The 18,373-nt window shown below is 38.8% G+C and carries 10 protein-coding genes and 1 tRNA gene; 9 read left to right on the top strand and 2 right to left on the bottom strand.

What is annotated here, in order from left to right:
* The 3 genes from rpoB to topA form a co-directional block, all read left to right on the top strand.
* Positions 1-1,777, top strand: a 1,777-nt coding sequence (gene rpoB, locus AWW78_RS07250; RefSeq protein ID WP_047134712.1) for a DNA-directed RNA polymerase subunit beta, incomplete at its 5' end; no start/stop codon positions are given.
* A 30-nt stretch (positions 1,778-1,807) separates the two neighbouring features.
* On the top strand, positions 1,808-6,151 hold the full coding sequence (gene rpoC / locus AWW78_RS07245; RefSeq protein ID WP_047134707.1) for a DNA-directed RNA polymerase subunit beta': 4,344 nt from the start codon (positions 1,808-1,810) through the stop codon (positions 6,149-6,151).
* A gap of 94 nt (positions 6,152-6,245) precedes the next feature.
* Positions 6,246-8,507, top strand: coding sequence for a type I DNA topoisomerase (topA, locus tag AWW78_RS07240; RefSeq protein ID WP_047134706.1), 2,262 nt, complete (start codon positions 6,246-6,248; stop codon positions 8,505-8,507).
* On the opposite strand, the gene AWW78_RS07235 is transcribed toward topA, so the two are convergent.
* Together AWW78_RS07235 and AWW78_RS07230 are read right to left on the bottom strand one after the other, a co-directional pair.
* Positions 8,496-9,095 (bottom strand): hypothetical protein, encoded by a 600-nt coding sequence (locus AWW78_RS07235; RefSeq protein ID WP_047134705.1) that lies wholly within the window; start codon positions 9,093-9,095, stop codon positions 8,496-8,498. The genes topA and AWW78_RS07235 overlap by 12 nt on opposite strands.
* Entirely contained in the window at positions 9,092-10,060 is a 969-nt protein-coding gene (locus AWW78_RS07230) for a tetratricopeptide repeat protein (protein WP_075426188.1), read from the bottom strand. The genes AWW78_RS07235 and AWW78_RS07230 overlap by 4 nt, the downstream gene beginning before the upstream one ends.
* A gap of 181 nt (positions 10,061-10,241) precedes the next feature.
* Here AWW78_RS07230 and AWW78_RS07225 point away from each other — a divergent pair.
* The 6 genes from AWW78_RS07225 to AWW78_RS07200 all read left to right on the top strand — a co-directional run.
* A tRNA-Ser gene (locus AWW78_RS07225) sits at positions 10,242-10,325 on the top strand.
* Positions 10,326-10,516: 191 nt separating this feature from the next.
* Entirely contained in the window at positions 10,517-12,226 is a 1,710-nt protein-coding gene (locus tag AWW78_RS07220) for a FlgD immunoglobulin-like domain containing protein (RefSeq protein WP_047134704.1), read from the top strand.
* Positions 12,227-12,373: 147 nt separating this feature from the next.
* A complete protein-coding gene (secG, locus tag AWW78_RS07215) occupies positions 12,374-12,733 on the top strand; it encodes a preprotein translocase subunit SecG (protein ID WP_047134703.1) in 360 nt (119 codons plus the stop codon).
* Positions 12,734-12,799: 66 nt separating this feature from the next.
* Positions 12,800-16,003, top strand: a complete 3,204-nt coding sequence (locus AWW78_RS07210; protein WP_075426187.1) for a PAS domain S-box protein — start codon at positions 12,800-12,802, stop codon at positions 16,001-16,003.
* Between the two features lie 108 nt (positions 16,004-16,111).
* Complete coding sequence (locus tag AWW78_RS07205; RefSeq protein WP_075426186.1) at positions 16,112-17,578, top strand: tetratricopeptide repeat protein; 1,467 nt, start codon at positions 16,112-16,114, stop codon at positions 17,576-17,578.
* 77 nt (positions 17,579-17,655) lie between these two features.
* Positions 17,656-18,373 (top strand): trans-sulfuration enzyme family protein (locus tag AWW78_RS07200; RefSeq protein WP_047134708.1); only part of this gene is annotated, 718 nt, incomplete at its 3' end.

Genomic DNA, 18,373 nt, shown 5'->3' with positions numbered 1-18,373 from the left:
TGATGGCGTGGTAAAATATGTTGATGCAACTAAGATTGTAGTTGAGTATGATCATAAAAAGGGAAGCATTGAAGAGATTTTAAGCTTTGATGATAAATATACGGTTGAATACAAGTTAACTAAATTCGCAAGGTCAAACCAAGATACCTGTATAAATCAAAAGCCAATTGTGAAAGTTGGTCAAAGGGTCAAGGCTGGAGATATTCTAGCTGATGGACCTGCGATTGATCACGGTGAGCTTGCACTTGGTAGAAATGTTCTTGTTGCTTTCATGCCATGGAGAGGTTATAACTTTGAGGATGCTATTATTGTGAGCGAAAAACTGGTAGCAGAAGATGCCTTCACATCAGTTCATATAGAAGAGTTTGAGCTATCTGTCCATGACACTCGCCGTGGTGAGGAGGAATTTACAAGGGAAATTCCAAATGTAAGTGAGGAGGCGATCAAAGACCTTGATGAGAACGGAATAGTTAAGGTTGGAACCTATGTCAAAGAGGGGGATATTTTGATCGGTAAGATAACGCCGAAGGCGGAAACCGAACCAACTCCAGAGGAAAAACTTTTGAGGGCTATATTTGGTGAAAAGGCTGGTGAGGTGAAAGATGCGTCTTTGAGAGCGAGTCCTGGTTTGAAAGGAGTTGTTATAGCAACGAAGCTTTTCCAGCGAAAGAAAAAAGATGCGGAGTCGAAAAAGCAAGAAAAGAAACTTTTGGATGGCATAGAGAGAAAGCGGAAGAAGTTAATCGCTGAAACAAAGGAAAAACTTGCGGAAAAACTTGGGTTGTTGCTCGAGGGTGAAACATCACTTGGAATAAGAAATAAGAAAGGTGAAGTTGTCATAAGAAGTGGCGTTAGCTTGAAGCCTGAGGTATTTAAGTCGCGCATCGACGAGCTTGATGACCTTGATTACGATGCTGAATGGGTCGAAAGCCCGAGGAAAAATATGTTGAAGAAGCAACTTTATGAAAATTATTTGAAGAAGCTGCAAGATATTGAGACGCAGGCGAAGATTGAAAGATATAAAGTTCAAGTTGACGAACTTCAGCCTGGGGTTGTGCAGCTTGCGCGAGTTTATGTCGCGAAGAAGAGGAAATTGCAAGTTGGGGATAAGATGGCAGGTCGCCATGGAAACAAAGGTGTTATAGCGAAAGTTGCACCTGTTGAAGATATGCCTTTCCTTCCAGATGGAACTCCAGTTGATATAGTGTTAAATCCATTGGGCGTTCCTTCAAGAATGAATTTGGGACAGTTATTTGAAACGGCTCTTGGTTGGGCTGCTAAGAAGCTTGGTGTTAAATATGCAAGCCCGATATTTGACGGGGCAACTTGGGAAGATATTCAAGAAGAGTTAAGGAAAGCAGGTTTGCCCGAAACTGGAAAAATAAGGCTTTATGACGGAAGAACAGGTGAGCCATTTGATCAGGAAGTTACAGTTGGATATATTTACATGATGAAACTCATCCATATGGTTGAAGACAAGATTCACGCAAGATCAATTGGACCTTACTCACTTATTACTCAACAACCATTGGGCGGAAAAGCACAATTTGGTGGACAGCGACTTGGAGAGATGGAGGTATGGGCTCTCGAGGCTTATGGTGCAGCTTATACATTGCAAGAAATGTTAACTTATAAATCCGATGATATCCAAGGTCGCTCAAAGGCATACGAAGCAATTGTAAAAGGTGATAATTTGCCAGAGCCTGGGATACCTGAATCGTTCAATGTTCTCGTTCGTGAGCTTCAGGGTCTTGGTCTTGATGTGAGAATCGAATAAAAAATAAATTTTCTCAGGAGGTTTTTAAAAATGGAAAAACTGCAGGTTTTAAAAGAAGGACTTTTACGGAAAAAGCAGATTTCAAAAGTTTCAATTAAATTAGCTAGCCCTGACACGATATTACAGTGGTCTCGTGGTGAGGTTACAAAGCCTGAGACGATAAATTACAGAACATATAAACCCGAAAGAGATGGTCTTTTCTGTGAAAAGATATTCGGACCTGTAAAAGATTGGGAATGTCATTGTGGAAAATACAAGAGGATAAGGTATCGTGGTGTTGTATGCGATAGATGTGGCGTTGAGGTTACGCAGAGAAGTGTAAGGCGTGAAAGAATGGGGCATATTGAACTTGCTGTTCCAGTTGTGCATATATGGTATTTGAGATCTGTTCCGAGCAAGATTGGTTCATTGCTTGGGATGTCAACCAAGGACCTTGAGAAAATAGTTTATTACGAGTCATATGTTGTGATAAAGCCTGGAAAGACGGGATTAAAAGAGAAAGATTTGATCACAGAGGAACAATATCAGGAAATACTTGAGAAGTTTCCTGATAACGATAAATTGCCAGATGATCATCCTGATAAGTTTATTGCAAAGATGGGTGGTGAAGCGATAAGAGATCTTTTGAGAAACATTGATATTGAAGAATTATCAAACGAGTTGAAGGCTCAGCTCGCTCAGGAAACTTCTGAGCAAAAGAAGTATGAAATTTTAAAGCGTTTAAAAGTAGTTGAGGCTTTTAATCAGAAAGTAGTTGTGAAAGGTAAGGAAGAGTTTATCAATAAGCCTGAGTGGATGGTTTTGACGATAATACCAGTTATCCCACCAGAATTGAGACCACTTGTTCCTCTTGAAGGAGGTAGGTTCGCTACAAGTGATTTGAATGACCTTTATCGCAGAGTTATAATCAGAAACAACAGGTTGAAGAGGTTAAAGGAGATAAAAGCGCCTGAAATAATTCTCAGGAACGAGAAACGAATGCTTCAAGAGGCGGTTGATGCGTTGCTTGATAATTCGAGACGTGTGAACGCGGTAAAGGCGGACACTAATAGACCTCTTAAATCTTTATCTGACATTTTGAAGGGTAAACAGGGTAGATTCAGACAGAATTTACTTGGTAAGAGGGTTGATTACTCGGGTCGTTCTGTTATAGTTGTTGGACCTGAGTTAAAGCTTCATCAGTGTGGATTGCCCAAGGATATGGCGGTTGAGTTATTCAAACCATTTTTGATTCGCAAGTTAATGGAGCGTGGTTATGCGAAGGCTGCTCGCACTGCTAAGAAAATAATTGAAAGGAAAGATCCAATTATTTGGGAAATTTTGGAGAAAGTTGTTGAAGGTCATCCAGTTCTTTTGAATCGTGCGCCGACTTTGCACCGTCTTGGAATTCAGGCATTTCAACCAGTTTTAACAGACGCAAAAGCAATTCAATTACATCCGCTTGTTTGTGTTGCTTTCAACGCTGATTTCGACGGCGACCAAATGGCGGTTCACGTCCCGCTTTCTTACGAAGCTCAACTCGAAGCAAGGATATTGATGCTTTCAAGCCATAACCTGCTTAAGCCAGCTGATGGTAAACCGATTACAATTGCAACGCAGGATATTGTGCTTGGTCTCTATTATCTGACGAAAGAACGAGCTGGGGAACCAGGTGAAGGTAAAACTTTCTCTTCTCCTGAAGAGGTTATAATTGCGCATAATAGTGGAAAACTTGGGCTCCATGCGAAGATCAAAGTTAGAATTTTAAATCAGGAAACAGGTAAATATGAGCTTGTCGAAACCACAACGGGTAGAGTTATCTTCAATCAAATAGTTCCGAAAGGGATTGGGTTTATAAACGAGGTTTTGACAAAGAAGAAACTTACAAACTTGATAGCGAAAATTTACAATAAGTTTGGAAATGTTATAACTGCCGAGTTTCTTGATGAAATGAAGGATATGGGATTTTATTATGCGACAAAGTCGGGAATTTCAATCGGCATTCCAGATGTGATTGTTCCAGAGGAAAAGGAGCAGATAATAGCTGAATATCAGAGGAGGGTTGATATTCATCATAGGGATCACCTTGCTGGAGAAATTACCGATACAGAAAGATACAACAAAGTTATCGACGAATGGTCAGCCGCGACTGAAAAAGTTGCGAAGGTTTTGTTTGAGAAGCTTTCGAAAATAAATCAAGGATTTAACCCGCTTTTCGTCATGCTTGATTCAGGTGCGCGTGGTTCGAAGGATCAGATAAGGCAGCTTGGCGGAATGCGCGGATTGATGCAGAAGCCTCAGAAAGGTATGACAGGACAGCCTTATGAAATGATCGAGCACCCCATTCTTTCCAACTTCCGTGAAGGTCTTTCAATTTGGGAATACTTCCTTTCAACTCACGGTGCAAGAAAAGGTCTCGCTGATACAGCTTTGAAAACATCCGATGCTGGTTATCTTACAAGACGTCTCGTTGATGTAGCTCAAGATGTCGTCGTGACGGAAGAAGATTGCGGTACAGTTAGAGGAATTACTATGACGGCCCTCAAAGAGGAGGGTGGAGAAGAGGTTATGGTGTCACTTGCAGACAGAATCGTTGGAAGAGTTGCTTTGCATGATATTTATCATCCCATCACGGGTGAAATTATCGTCGAATCTGGTCATGAAATCACCGAGGAACTTGCTCAAAAGATTGAAGAAGCTGGAATTGATGAAGTTGAAGTTCGTTCCGTTCTCACATGCGAATCCAAATATGGAGTGTGCGTGAAATGTTACGGTAGAAATCTCGCTACTGGAAGGATGGTTGAAGTTGGTGAGGCTGTTGGAATAATCGCAGCTCAATCAATAGGTGAGCCTGGAACACAGCTTACGCTTAGAACTTTCCATACAGGTGGTAGCGTAGCTGGTGCAGGTTATAGATCTTCAAAGATCTTAGCTAAGAATAGTGGAAAGGTCAGATTTGTAAACATCAAGTATATCGAATATGAGAAGATGGACGAATATGAGCATGAAACTGTCTTGCGTGTCATTTCCAGGCATGGATATTTACTTATTGAAGATGAAAAAAGTGGGATTGCTAGAAAGTATGCGGTACCATACGCTTCTGATTTGAAAGTGAGAGATGGTCAATTTGTTGAGAAAGGTGCTGAACTTTATGAAACTGACCCATATAATTCGCTTATACTCGCAGAAAAATCTGGACGAGTTGAACTTATTGATTTCATTCCTGATGTCACATATCGTGAGGAAGCTGATGAAACAACTGGACATATGCAGAGGGTTATAATTGAAGCTAAAGATAAAACCAAGGTTCCAAAAATTAAAATCACCACTCCAGAAGGTGAGGAATATTATCAACCAATCCCAGTAAGAGCACTTGTGGATGAAAACCTTAACGATGGTGTAAATATCAAAGCTGGAGATATCATAGCAAAGATTCCGAGGGAGCAGGCTAAGATAAGAGACATAACGGGTGGTTTGCCAAAAGTTGTAAATCTTTTTGAAGCCAGAACCCCCAATAACCCAGCTGAACTCGCTGAAATTGATGGGGTTGTAAGCGTAAGAGCTGAGAAGAACTATTACATTGTTAGGATAACAAGCGATGATGGGCAGTTTAAGAAAGAATATCAGATACCGCAGACGAAGCACTTGCTTGTTGAGGATGGCGATCGCGTTTATGCTGGCGATAGGTTAACAGATGGTCCAATTGACCCGCATAAAATTTTGAGTATAAAGGGTCTTAATGCAGTGCAACAATATCTCGTTAATGAAATTCAGGATGTTTACAGAAATGAGGGCGTTGAGATAAATGACAAGCATATAGAGGTCATTGTAAGGCAGATGATGAGAAAGGTTAAGATTACGAATCCTGGTGACACTAAGTTTCTTGAAAGAGACATTGTTGATAAAGATGTCGTTGATGAAGAAAACGACAGAATTAGAGGTATGGTGGTTATAACAAGCAAAGGTGATTCGAAGTTTAAGGTTGGACAATTAAAATCGAGAAATGAGGTTGAAAGGGAGAATGAGAACTTAAAGAGGAAAAAGAAAAAACCAGCTGAATATCGTCCTGCGAAAGGTGCGGAGTTTGAGCCTATACTGCTTGGTATAACGAGCGCTGCTCTTACATCGGAAAGCTGGATTTCAGCTGCTTCATTCCAAGAGACAACTCGTGTTTTAACGGATGCAGCTATAGAAGCAAAAGTTGACTACTTGCGTGGTTTGAAAGAAAATGTTGTCGTTGGACAGTTGATCCCAGCTGGTACTGGATTTAGAAATGATAAGAAGGATTACCGTGATGTTAGAGTGATGCCTAAGGAAGGTGTGAAGGAATTTGAAAAAGTCGAAGAAGAGAAGGAGAAAGCTCAAATCTTAGAGAAGAAAGCGGAATCACTTTAAAAAAGTTAACTTTTGGAAGTAAAGAGATGTTAATATAAGCGGCGGTTGTTTCAACCGTCGCTTTTTTGTTAAAAACAAAGGATGTTTTTCCAGGATGCCTAAAAGTTCTCAGGCGAAAGGTCTTGTTATAGTTGAATCCCCAGCCAAAGCAAAAACCATTGGCAAGTATCTTGGGGGTGAGTTTATAGTTGAAGCATCTGTTGGTCATGTTAAAGACCTTCCGCAAAAACCAAGGGATGAATCGAGACTTGGGATAGATATTGATAAAGGATATAAACCCAGATATGTTGTGATAAGCGGGAAGAAGGAAATTCTCAAGAGGTTAAAGGACCTTGCAAGCAAGGTAAGCAAAGTCATCATTGCAACTGACCCAGATAGAGAAGGTGAGGCAATTGCGTGGCATATAAAAACAGAAATCGAAGATGTAAACCCTAATGTAAAACGTGTCCTCTTCACCGAGATAACCAAGAACGGAATTGAAAAAGGGATGCAAAATCCCCGCGATATTGATATGAACCTTGTTGAAGCTCAGCAGGCTAGGCGCGTTCTTGATAGGATTGTCGGTTATAGAATTAGCCCGTTTTTAAAAAAGGTTGTGAACGATAAGATCTCTTTATCCGCTGGAAGAGTGCAGTCGGTTGCACTTCGTTTGGTTTGTGAACGTGAAGAAGAGATAAGAAATTTCAAACCCGAAGAATACTGGACGATTGAAGCGGAGTTTCAAACTCGAGAAGGGGAAATTTTAAAGGCAAAATTATTTAAGCTAAACGGTGAAGACCCCAAGATTCCTAATAAAGAGACAGCAGAAAAAATTTTAGATGACTTAAGGGGTAAGAATTTTGTAATTTCAGATATTAGGAAAAAGGAGATTTTACGAAATCCGCCCCCACCATTTATCACAAGCACACTCCAGCAAGAAGCGAGCAATAAACTTCGTTTTTCACCGAAAAAAACAATGATGCTTGCTCAACAACTCTATGAGGGAGTTGAACTTGGTGATGAAGGAAGAGTTGGATTGATAACATATATGAGGACCGATTCAACAAGGTTAAGCGATGAAGCGGTAAGTGCTGTAAGAGAGTACATTTATAACAATTATGGGAAAGAGTATCTGCCTCAGACTCCAAGAGTTTTCAAAAAGTCGAAGGTAAGCCAAGATGCTCACGAGGCAATAAGACCAACTTATATGAAGTATGAACCAAGAGTTGTTAAAAAATATCTCAGTGAGGATCTGTTCGCTCTTTACGAGTTGATTTGGAATAGGTTTGTTGCTTGTCAAATGTCTTCAGCAGTGCTTGAGCAAACAGTTGTTGATATAACTGCAGATAATTATCTTTTCAGGGCGACTGGTTCGACAGTCAAGTTTAATGGTTACATGCAAATTTATGAAGAAACAAAGATCGAGTCGGAAGAGAAAGAAGAAAAGGAAGTTAAGATACCTGTTAAGATAAATGTCGGTGAAGTTTTAAATCTTACAAACCTTATTCCCGAGCAACATTTTACAAAACCGCCAGCAAGATATACCGAAGCATCACTTGTTAAAGAACTTGAAGCAAGAGGCATTGGAAGACCGAGCACTTATGCTACTATAGTTAGCACAATTCTTGAGCGTGGATATGTTGAATTACAGGATAGGAAACTTGTTCCAACTGATCTCGGCTTTGCTGTGAATAAAATCCTTACTGCTAAATTTCCCGATGTCGTTGATTATAAGTTTACAGCAAGAATGGAAGAAGATTTAGATGAGATAGCTTCTGGAAGGAAAGGATATTTTGAGGTCGTTGATTCATTTTTCAAACCGTTTGATAAACATTTAAGAGAACTTGAAGAAAAGAAGGATGAGATAAGAGAGTTAATCCAAGAGGAAACTGACATAGTTTGCGATAGGTGTGGTTCTAAGATGGTCGTCAAAGTTGATAGGGATGGTAAATATCTTGCTTGTTCAAATCTAAGTTGTAAAAATACACTGGCTTTTCCTCAAAATGGAGTAATTGAAGAGACAAGGATTTGTCCTCAATGTGGTGGAAGATTGATTTTGAGGCGTGGGAAATTTGGTAAATTTTATGGGTGCGAAAATTATCCGTCGTGCAGATATACTGAATCAATAACAACAGGGATAAAATGTCCTGAATGTGGGATTGGAGAACTTGTTGAAAGAAAAAGTAAGCGAAAGAGAATTTTCTACGCTTGTTCAAATTATCCGAATTGCGATTTTATACTTTGGGATAAACCGGTAAATAAGCCTTGTCCTGAGTGTGGTTATCCTTTAATTGTTAAATCCCGACGCAAAACCGCTTCATATAAATGCCCTCGATGCAATGCACAGATAACAGAAGTATCAGAATCACTTAACTGAACTGTTGTGCAACATAGGTAAAACTTTCATAGGTATTGGGGGAGTATAGCCTCTTGTAAGAAAAACATAGTATGTTTGAAATGAACCACTTATCTGAATTACCTTCGTTTTCGGTTGCCATGTTTCTGGGTCTATTTCCTTAGGTCTAAGTTCAAAATTTCCAGCGATGGTGTGAAGTGATAAGTTGTGTGAAGTAAGGTTTAAAATCCCTGTGCCTATTGGGTTCGCTGGATTTTGGAGCGAATCAACGGTGGCAGTCGAATAGACAATATTCGCAGAGTCAATGTAAATAGCCATCATTTCGATGGGCGTTTTTGTAGCGTCGTATGTTTGTGGTGCCTGTGTTCCGGTTGAAAATTTGAACCCAATTGCGATAGTATTTGCAGGTTTCCCACCGCTGTATCTTGTCCCAAGCAAACTCATAACCTTCGCTGAATCATCATACACCGCTATAACCGAGTCCATCTTAAAAGATTGGTTATCAACCGTAATATTGATGTAAGGCAGAATTTGACTCTCTTGCTCTTTTGTGCATGAGGAGAGGGCAAGTAAAATTAAAGTTAGCAAAAATGTGAATTTAAGTTTCATAGTCTCTCTAATCTGTCTTTGGCTTTTTTGGCGACCGGGCTTTTTGGATATTCTTTTATTACTCGGCTCATATATTCCTTCGCTTCCTTAATCTTTCCGAGCGCTGCATAGCATCTCCCAAGCATGTATAAAGCATCCGGGGCTTTGGCTGACTTCGTCTGTGCGACATAGTTGAAGTATTCAATCGCTTTTTCATATTGTTTTAACGCAAAGTAGTTTTCACCGAGCCAATAAGCTACGTTTATCTTTAAATTTGTTTCAACACTGCTTCGTAATAATGTATCAAAGTAAGCAATGGATGTTTTATATCGGCGATTTTTGAATTCTCTAAGAGCGAGGTTATAATAGTTTCTAAACTGTTTTTCTGTTATCTCAATTTTGGGCGTTTCAGGTGTAATTCCAGGGTAAGCTAATTTAACTTCTCCGCCAACTGTAGCTGGTGGAGTTTCGGTGGGTTTCGTTGCAACTTTTGTTTCAAGTTCTGCAAGTTTTGCCTGTAAGTCTCTTATTTGCTTTTTATATTCCGTGATTTCACTGTCGCGCTTTGCAATTTCATTTCTTAATTCCATCTCGCTTGCGCCTGGCTGTGGCAATGCTTCATATTGTGCAAGTTTTGCTGAAAGATCGCGGTTTTTTTGTTTCTCTGCTTCAAGTTGTTGTCCCAGTTCAGAAATTTTAGCTGTTAATTGTGTATTGCTTTCTTGAAGCGAGCGCAAGTTTTTTTCTAATTCATTCTTTTCACTTTGAAGCTTGGCATTTTGATCCTGCAGTTTAGCAATTTGTTCCCTTAAAGACTTATTTTCCTCGGATAGGGTAGTTACATACGATGTATCAACACCTTCTGTTGCTTCCTCCACCACACCCCCGTAAATATCTTCTTGTTCAGCTGTCGATGCACATCCCTGAATTAAAAATGAAACCCATACCCCAGTAATTAGAATGAAAAAGAAATTCATTATTTTCATTGCTTTCCAATCCTCTTTTTTGGTTTTGATTTAAGATAAAAAAGTATTGCTTAAAAGTCAAGTGTGCAGGCATAGATGGGTTACGATAAATTTTTTAGGGATGAGTTTTGCTGGGTTTGGAATGGATTTTGTTGAAAATTGATTTTATTGGTGAAATTTTATAAATTTATATAGGAAAAATGGAGGGTTAGCCTAATTGGTAAGGCGGCGGTCTTGAAAACCGCTGGGCTTCGCGCCCTTGGGGGTTCGAGTCCCTCACCCTCCGCACCTTCTTCCCAATGTGATTTGCATCACACTTAGGATGTTTAATATTTGCAAAATTTAAGTGAAGCCAAAATCAAAAATTTATTAAGGTTTTCTAATTTAGCCAAGTTACTCTTGACAGTGTGGACTAATTTTATTATATTTCCATTGAAAGAACCGAAAATAAATTAAAAAAACAGTTGAGAGGTAGCCATGAGAAAATTGATCTTAACTGCTTTTTTAATTTTTATTTTTGCAGGGTTATCTTTCTCACAAGTGAGAATAGGTTGGCATCAATCAAGTATTGAAATTGATGCGGGTGTCACTGATCAAAAGGTTTTCGTTGTTTTAGAGAACAAGTATGCTCCTAATACTTATGGTGTTTGGTCTTTTCAAGTTAATATAATGTATCCTGCTGCTATGAATATAGATACTGCTGGTGTCACTTTATATCCCAATAGTTTATCTTCAAATTTTAGCATTTCAAAAAATAAGAGATCTGCTAATGCCTCCGATCCCGATACTATTAGCGTTCTGGTTTCTGGCAGAACAAAGTCGCGAATGTTTCAGCCAGGCTATAACTCAAGTGTTCTTGCCGTTACATTGCCATCTTTATCCAACGGTTCATATAGCCTTACTTTGATCAGTGCTTCAGCAGTTATAAGAAAGTATCCAGGTGGCGGGGGTACTCCGAGCACAGTTACGCCTACCTTAAATCCTGCGACAATAAATATCACAGCGACGACATTTACACCGCCAACTTCTTCACCAACATTTACACCAGCTGGGTATTCTAAAGATCGTAAATATGGGGATATAAACTGGGATAACTCTGTTAATGTTGCTGATGTAACTGGACTTGCAGATGTGGTGGTTGGAAATTATGGCAATGTAATCGTAAATGATCCGCAAAGTAGCTATCAATTTAGAGATGCAAATAGTGATGGCACGCAAGATAGATATTTTTATGAATCAACAAATGGTGAATCTCCGCTCCAATATGATAATCAAAACCCAGATAATGCAGATAGAACAGCTGCTGATGTTAATGGTGGGGATGGAACTCTTGATCTTATGGATCTTGCAACATTAGAGGATGCGGTGGTAAGTGGTGTATGGCCAAGCTATGCAATAAGTGCAATTGCGGGTTCTCCTGTGTTTAAAGTTAATGACAAAGGTTTTGGCAGTGGTGCAGTTCTTGCGAAGTTTGATGAAGGCGGTAAAAAGGTAAATGCTAATGGAATTTTAAAGTTTGAGGTATTTAATCCGGGTACAAAGACAAGCAAAGTAAGAGTTAAACTTGAAAATAATGAGGCTTTGTTAAGAGGATTACAGATAGAGTTGACATCTTCAGTTCTACCTGGAAAGATTGATGTATGGAAGATGCCCGATGCCAATGGATTGTCCGTTGATTGGAAGAGAAATGAATTTAACAAAATTGTAATTCTTGTTTACGCTGATGGTGGAAAGTATATAAAAACAGGAGAAAGTGTTTTACTTACAATAGTAGTACCAAATGTTACGGTGGAACAATTTTTAAGTGCTGAACCTAAGGTTATAGCAAGCGTTGCGAATTTAGGTGCTGATTTGTTATACGATGTTTCCCAATTTAGTGATGTAGTTCCACTTGATTATATGCTTTATCAGAACTATCCAAATCCATTTAACCCAGGGACGGAGATAAGGTTTGATATCCCTGAGTATTCAAGTGTTAAGATAATTGTTTGGAATGTTCTTGGTCAAAAAGTTAGGACATTGGTTGAAGCAAATCTTGATCCTGGAAGGAAGAGTGTAAAATGGGATGGAAGGGATGAGCAGGGTAATCCTGTTGGCTCTGGCGTCTATTTCTATACGATGTATGCAAGATCGCTTGAGGATGGGAGAGAGTTTACAATGACGAGGAAAGCGATACTTATGAAGTGATGTAAAAATTACCTTGGTTTTATCAAACCCCTTGCTTTCCAGGTTATTCTTGGAGGGCAAGGGGTTTTTTATTTGGTTTTAATCAAATTTATTGTTAAATTTTTCCACCTGTAATTTCGAAAAACAAATTTTGAAAAGTGTTTGAATATGTATAGTGTTCTTGTTGCTATTGAGGTGATAATTGCGATTCTCTTGATCATTGCGGTTTTGCTTCAGGCAGGTAGAGGTGGAGGTCTTGCTGGGGCTTTCGGTGGCGCAGGATTTGGAACTGTTTTTGGTATTAGGAGAACCGCTGATTTTTTAAGCAAGGCAACTATTACGTTGGGTGCGATCTTTCTTCTTCTTGCTATTGTGATCAATCTTTTCTTTCTCCCCGGAAAAACTCCTGAAAGTGTCCGGGAGAGCGTAATTCAACAGAGGGCTAAATCAGTCCCTCCAGTTAGTGTTCCTGCGGCTCAACCTACTCAATCTCAACCAGCTACTGTTCCGCAGGGACAAAATAAGTAATTTTTAAATGTTGTGGCATTGGGTACCTTCAGTATAGTGATGATTGAAATTTAACAAAGAAATTTTATGGGAAATTATGGCTTAAATGTTATAGGTGGGATATTTGAGTTTTTTTATGTTCTTTTGCCCGTTCTTTCTATTACAATCCTTGCTTATAAATTCGCATCTGAGACCGGTAGAAGGACTGGGTCTTCACTTCTTTTCTTTTCCTTAGTTTTTTACTTCATAGCTGTATATGAATCTTTTTACATAACAGCGAGATTTGGGGTCATAGTAAGCACTGAACTTATTTTTCTACAAGCGATTTACATTTCCGCTGGTGTTTTCTTTGCCTCTGGGGTTGTTTCATTGCGTAATTTCTTTGTGAGGTTCACAGGACTTGGGGATTTAAGTTTAAGTTCTACTTTTAAAAGAATTTTGATAATTGTGTTCATTTTTGTTGTTTTGATGTTGCCCTATTTTTTGACACAGGCTTACGAAGGTGATCTTTATCTCTTTAATGATGTTCTTTATATCTTCATTCAGTTGCAATTTTTTATTTCGTATTTCCTTCTCGGGGATATAATGATGATGAATAAGGGTGTGTGTGAAAAAGCACCTCGTAGAAGTAGATGGATTAGGGTAGCGTCTCTTTATTACCTTATCGAGCCAATTTTATGGCTGTGGTTATTGAATTCAAATCTTCCCAACTCAATACTTGATAAAACTTATTTTGCCACGGAAGTAGCTGGGGCTCTTGTATCAGGATTCTTAACATTTAACATACTTCATATTTTAATTTCCCACCTGCCATTATTACTTGATAAGTATAGGTCGAGATATATCGCCGTATTAAAATCTGGAATTGTGAAACGGCTAACTATAATGTTAGTTCTTGCGGGGGTTACGGTGATTTTATTTGGAACGCTTGCAACCGGTGTATATTTTGATTTGCAGGATCAAGTTTTTGCAAGCAGAGTTTCAAAGGATTTTGATGTAATAAAAGTTTTTGCACGACAGACCGAGAGGGAGCTCGAAAGTTTAATTTTAAGAATTAGTTTCATTGCTGAAAGAGGTTTAAGCAGTGAAAAGGTGAAAGATACCGCAAAAAGTTTAAAGGAAAGATACGCTGAGATTGTATCAAATATATTTTTCTTCGATAAGGAGGGCAAAATTTATTACTCTTACCCTGGGGTTGTGGAGCTCACTTTACCGAAGAAATTTGTGAGGGGAGAATTTGTAGCGACACCAATTTTAAATGATAAAAGTGGCTCTCATTCGTTTATTTTGTATCCATACTTTGATAAGGACGGTAATTTTTTAGGGGGAATAGGGGTAGAATTTAATTTTGAAAATTTGCGTGGTAATTTGAAGAAAGTTACTGAGGGAAGTTCAAGGATTCTATTTCTTGATTCACAGCTAAGGATAATCTCTGCTGACGATACAAAAGTCCTTGGTGACAATTTTATCAGATTTTTAAAATCACAAATAGATTCACCATTAAATATAAAAACTGAGGATTTGGTTAAGCTTGGTAACTTTCGCGAGAGGGTTTATAAAAATTCGAGGCGGACTATTTTAAACGTCTCAGTGGTGCCATTACAATTCAATTCGGATAAAATTTTTATAATCGATTATCATTTTCTCGATGATTTTAAAATTTTTGATGTTTTGCCGGGGTCAGCTTTAGGAGGAATTGCTTTAGCTTCAATTGGAGTTTTGATAAGTTTTATTCTTGTTTTGTTTTTGAATTTCAAGTTTTCTGAGCATTTGGAGTTTGAAATTGAGAAGAGGACAATGGAGCTTTTGAAGTCCGAAGAAAAATACAGGTCAATTGTTGAAAATCCATTTTTTGGAGCTTATTTGATGGATACTTCGGGGTTTAAATATGTCAATGATAAGTTCTGTGAGATTTTCGGATATAGCAAAGATGAAATATTAAATTTGAAAGATTACCCTATATTAATTCATCCTGAAGATAGGGAAAGATTAAATCAGCAACTTAGGAAGAGATTAAAGGGTGAATTTGAGGTGAATAAGTGGAGTGCAAGGGGTTTGAGAAAAGATGGGCAAGTTATTTTTATTGAAGGTTATACAAAGCGAGTTGAGTATGAGGGTAAGCCTGCAGCTCAGGGGATGATAATAGATGTGACGGAGGAAATTAAGAGAAGGGAAGCTCTTCAGCAAGCGCAAAAACTTGAAGCCCTTGGCACGCTTGCAGGTGGCATCGCTCACGATTTTAATAATATTTTACAAATTGTAATTGGCGCTGCTCAACTTCTTAAAATGAAGGTGAAGGATTCTGAATATGCAAAGTGGATTGATACAATTGAGACAACGGCTTTGCGAGGGGCTGAGCTTGCAAGACGACTTCTCACGTTTTCACGAAAGAAGCCAACCGGGGAAATGAGACCTATTGATATACATCGCTTGATTGAGGATTCAGTGAAGGTATTTAGAGAGACTTTCCCGAGAAACATTGAAATAGAAACGCACTTCAATGCAGAGAATCACATAATACTTGGGGAAGAGGCGCAAGTTCAACAAGTTATTCTCAATCTTGCTATAAATGCAAGAGATGCAATGCCCGAGGGAGGTAAGTTAATTTTTAGAACTGAGAATAGGGTTGGAGATGGACTTAATGGAAAGTCTGATGTTGAATATTTGGTTATGCATGTAATTGACACTGGTATTGGTATGACGGAGGAAGTGAAACGAAGGATTTTTGAGCCATTCTTCACAACTAAACCCCCTGGGAAAGGAACGGGGCTTGGGCTCTCAACTGTTTATGGAATTGTAAAATCGTATGATGGATTTATAAAAGTTTATAGCGAGGTTGGAAAGGGAACAAAATTTTCAGTATATATCCCTGCATATAAAGAAAGAAAAGAAAAAGATGAAGCAAGAAAGAAAGAAGAAGTAAAAGTGAAAAAAACTGGGACTTTACTTTTGATTGATGATGAGGAAGATATAAGGTTTGCTGGGAAAGAGTTGCTTGAGGCTGAGGGATTTAAAGTTTATACTGCTGGCGATGGGATTGAAGGGTTGAACATTTATAGAGAGCACAAAGGTGAAATTGATCTTGTCATTCTTGATCTTAATATGCCGAAGATGAGCGGTAAAGAGACGCTTTCACAGCTTCTCTTGATAGATCCAAATGTGAAAGTGATAATTTCCACGGGGTATATTACTGAATCAGAGAAAGAGGAAGTCGAAGGAGTAGCTGGTTTCGTTGAGAAACCGTTTGATATAAACAAGCTACTTAAAATGATAAGCGAAGCTTTGAAGTAGAAATTTTGGTTTGATTTTGTTTTGGGGTTTTAAATTTTTGAAAAATCTCGCATTTTTTGGTATATTTAAGGGAAAACTTTTTAAAAATTAATTCATAAATGAAGCAACATGTCCAAAACAAAATCAGTTTTGTTTTTATTTGGGCTCATTGGCATTTTAATCTACATTTCAACCACGGGATTTCAATGTGCAAGTCCTGAGGTTACAGGGGCAAAGGTTTACATGCAGAGGCAGGATTGGGTAAATGCTGAAAAGCAGCTTTTGAAAGAAGTTGAGAATAATCCTAAAAATGATGAAGCTTGGTTTTTGCTTGGTTATGTTAGAGGTGAACAGAAGAATTATAAGGGAATGATCGAGGCGTTCAACAAGTCGCTTGAGGTTTCAAATCGATTTGAAAAAGATATTAACAATTACAAGCTCAAATATTGGGTTGATAACTTTAACGCTGGTGTAGCTTATTTCACGAGGTTTAGCAATAATCGTGATTCAGTTGTTTACATTGACAAGGCGATTGAGTCTTTTAAAACTTGCACCGAGATAATTCCTGACAGCGCAGCAGCTTACAAAAACCTTGCCTATAGTTATCTTGCGAAGGGAGATATTGACCCAGCGGTTGATCCACTCAAGAAAGCGATTGAACTTTCCAATGGACAGGATGTTGATGCGATGAAGATGCTTGGAAAAATTTACTATGATTACGCTTCGCGTCATACATTTAAGTTTGAGGATCCCTCAAATAAGCGCGATATAAGGGTTGGGATGTCTAAAAGTGAAGTTCAGTCGAGTTTTGGGACACCTGATTCAGTTGTTAAGCCTAAAGTTCAGGAGCCAGTAAAAGGTAGGAAGCCGGTTAAACCAGCACCTCAGCAACCTCAGCCAGAGAAGTGGGTTTATTCAAAATATGGGCTGACAATTGAATTTGAAAATGAAGCCGTTAAAGCGATCTATTTCAAGGGAGAAAAGTATGAAAGTGGTGGAGTGACGGTTGCGCTTGATTCAACTGAGTTTTATGCAGCAAGAGAGTGGTATGATAAAGCAATTGAAGTTTTTAATAAGGTTAGAAATCTTACTCCTTCAGATGAGGAGACGCTCGCTTTCTTGTCAAATGCTTACATAAACGCCGGGCGTAGCGATGAAGCGCTTGAAGCTTTTCGTGCATCGGTTGAGGCTCAGCCAGGAAACAAATATTTCCATTACAATTATGGTGTCCTTCTTCTTAGAGCGGAGCAGTTTGAAGACGCTATAAGGGAATTCAAAGCTGCGGTTGATCTTGACCCGAATTATAAAGAGGCAGTTTATAACCTTGGGGCTGCTTATGTTAACTGGGGAGTTAAGTTAAAACAACAGGCGGAGGATCTTGCTTTAAGGCAGAATCTTGAAGAGCAAGCGAAATATGAAGCGATGTCAAAGGATAAATTTAGGCAGGCGCTTCCATATCTTGAAAGGTTGACTGAAATTGATCCTAATGATGTTTTCATTTGGGAGCTTATCGGGAAGATTTACGCAAACCTTGGAGAAGTTGAAAAAGCTGAACAGGCTTTTAAGAAAGCGGATGAGTTGAGGAGTAAACAATAGTCGTTAAGTTTGCAAATTAAAGGGCAGGCAAAAATTTTGCCTGCCCTTTTTATTTACAATAAACTGGGGTGATAAAAATGGGATTCTCGACGGATGCAATTCATTTTGGGCAGAAGCCAGATAAAGAATCTTTTTCGGTTATACCGCCAATTTATCTTGCAACAACTTATGCGAGAAAGTTTGAGGATAGGGATGCTCCGTATGTTTACTCGCGAACGCAAAATCCAAATCGTAAAATGCTTGAAGAAAACATCGCAAGGCTTGAAAGCGGGAAATATGGATTCGCTTTTTCATCTGGGGTAGCCGCTGTGACAGCGGTTATGCAACTTTTGAAGCCGGGTGATCATGTTATAACGACAAAAAATATCTACGGTGGCACATTGAGGGTTTTTAAAGAGATGCAGAAATGGGGTATTAAATTTTCATTTGTTGATATTACTCAGGTTGAAAATGTCGCAAATGAGCTTAGAAGGGAAACGAAAATGATTTTTGCTGAGACGCCTTCAAATCCTTTCTTGTATATCACGGATCTTCGAAAATTGGTTGAGATTCGGGATTCGTTTAATAGAGAAATTTTGATTGCGGTTGACAACACATTTATGACGCCGTATCTTCAAAGGCCCCTTGAGTTTGGATGTGATATAGTTATTCATAGTAGCACGAAATTTTTAAATGGTCATAGCGATGTCGTCGGTGGAATTGTTGTAACAAATAGAGATGAAATTCAAAAACCACTTTGGTATATTCAGAGGGCATTTGGAGCTGTTCCAAGTCCGTTTGACTGTTGGCTTCTTT

This window comes from Candidatus Kryptonium thompsonii (genome assembly GCF_001535985.1).
GTDB lineage: Bacteria > Bacteroidota > Ignavibacteria > Kryptoniales > Kryptoniaceae > Kryptonium > Kryptonium thompsonii.
This window is presented reverse-complemented; position numbering and strand designations above follow the sequence as displayed.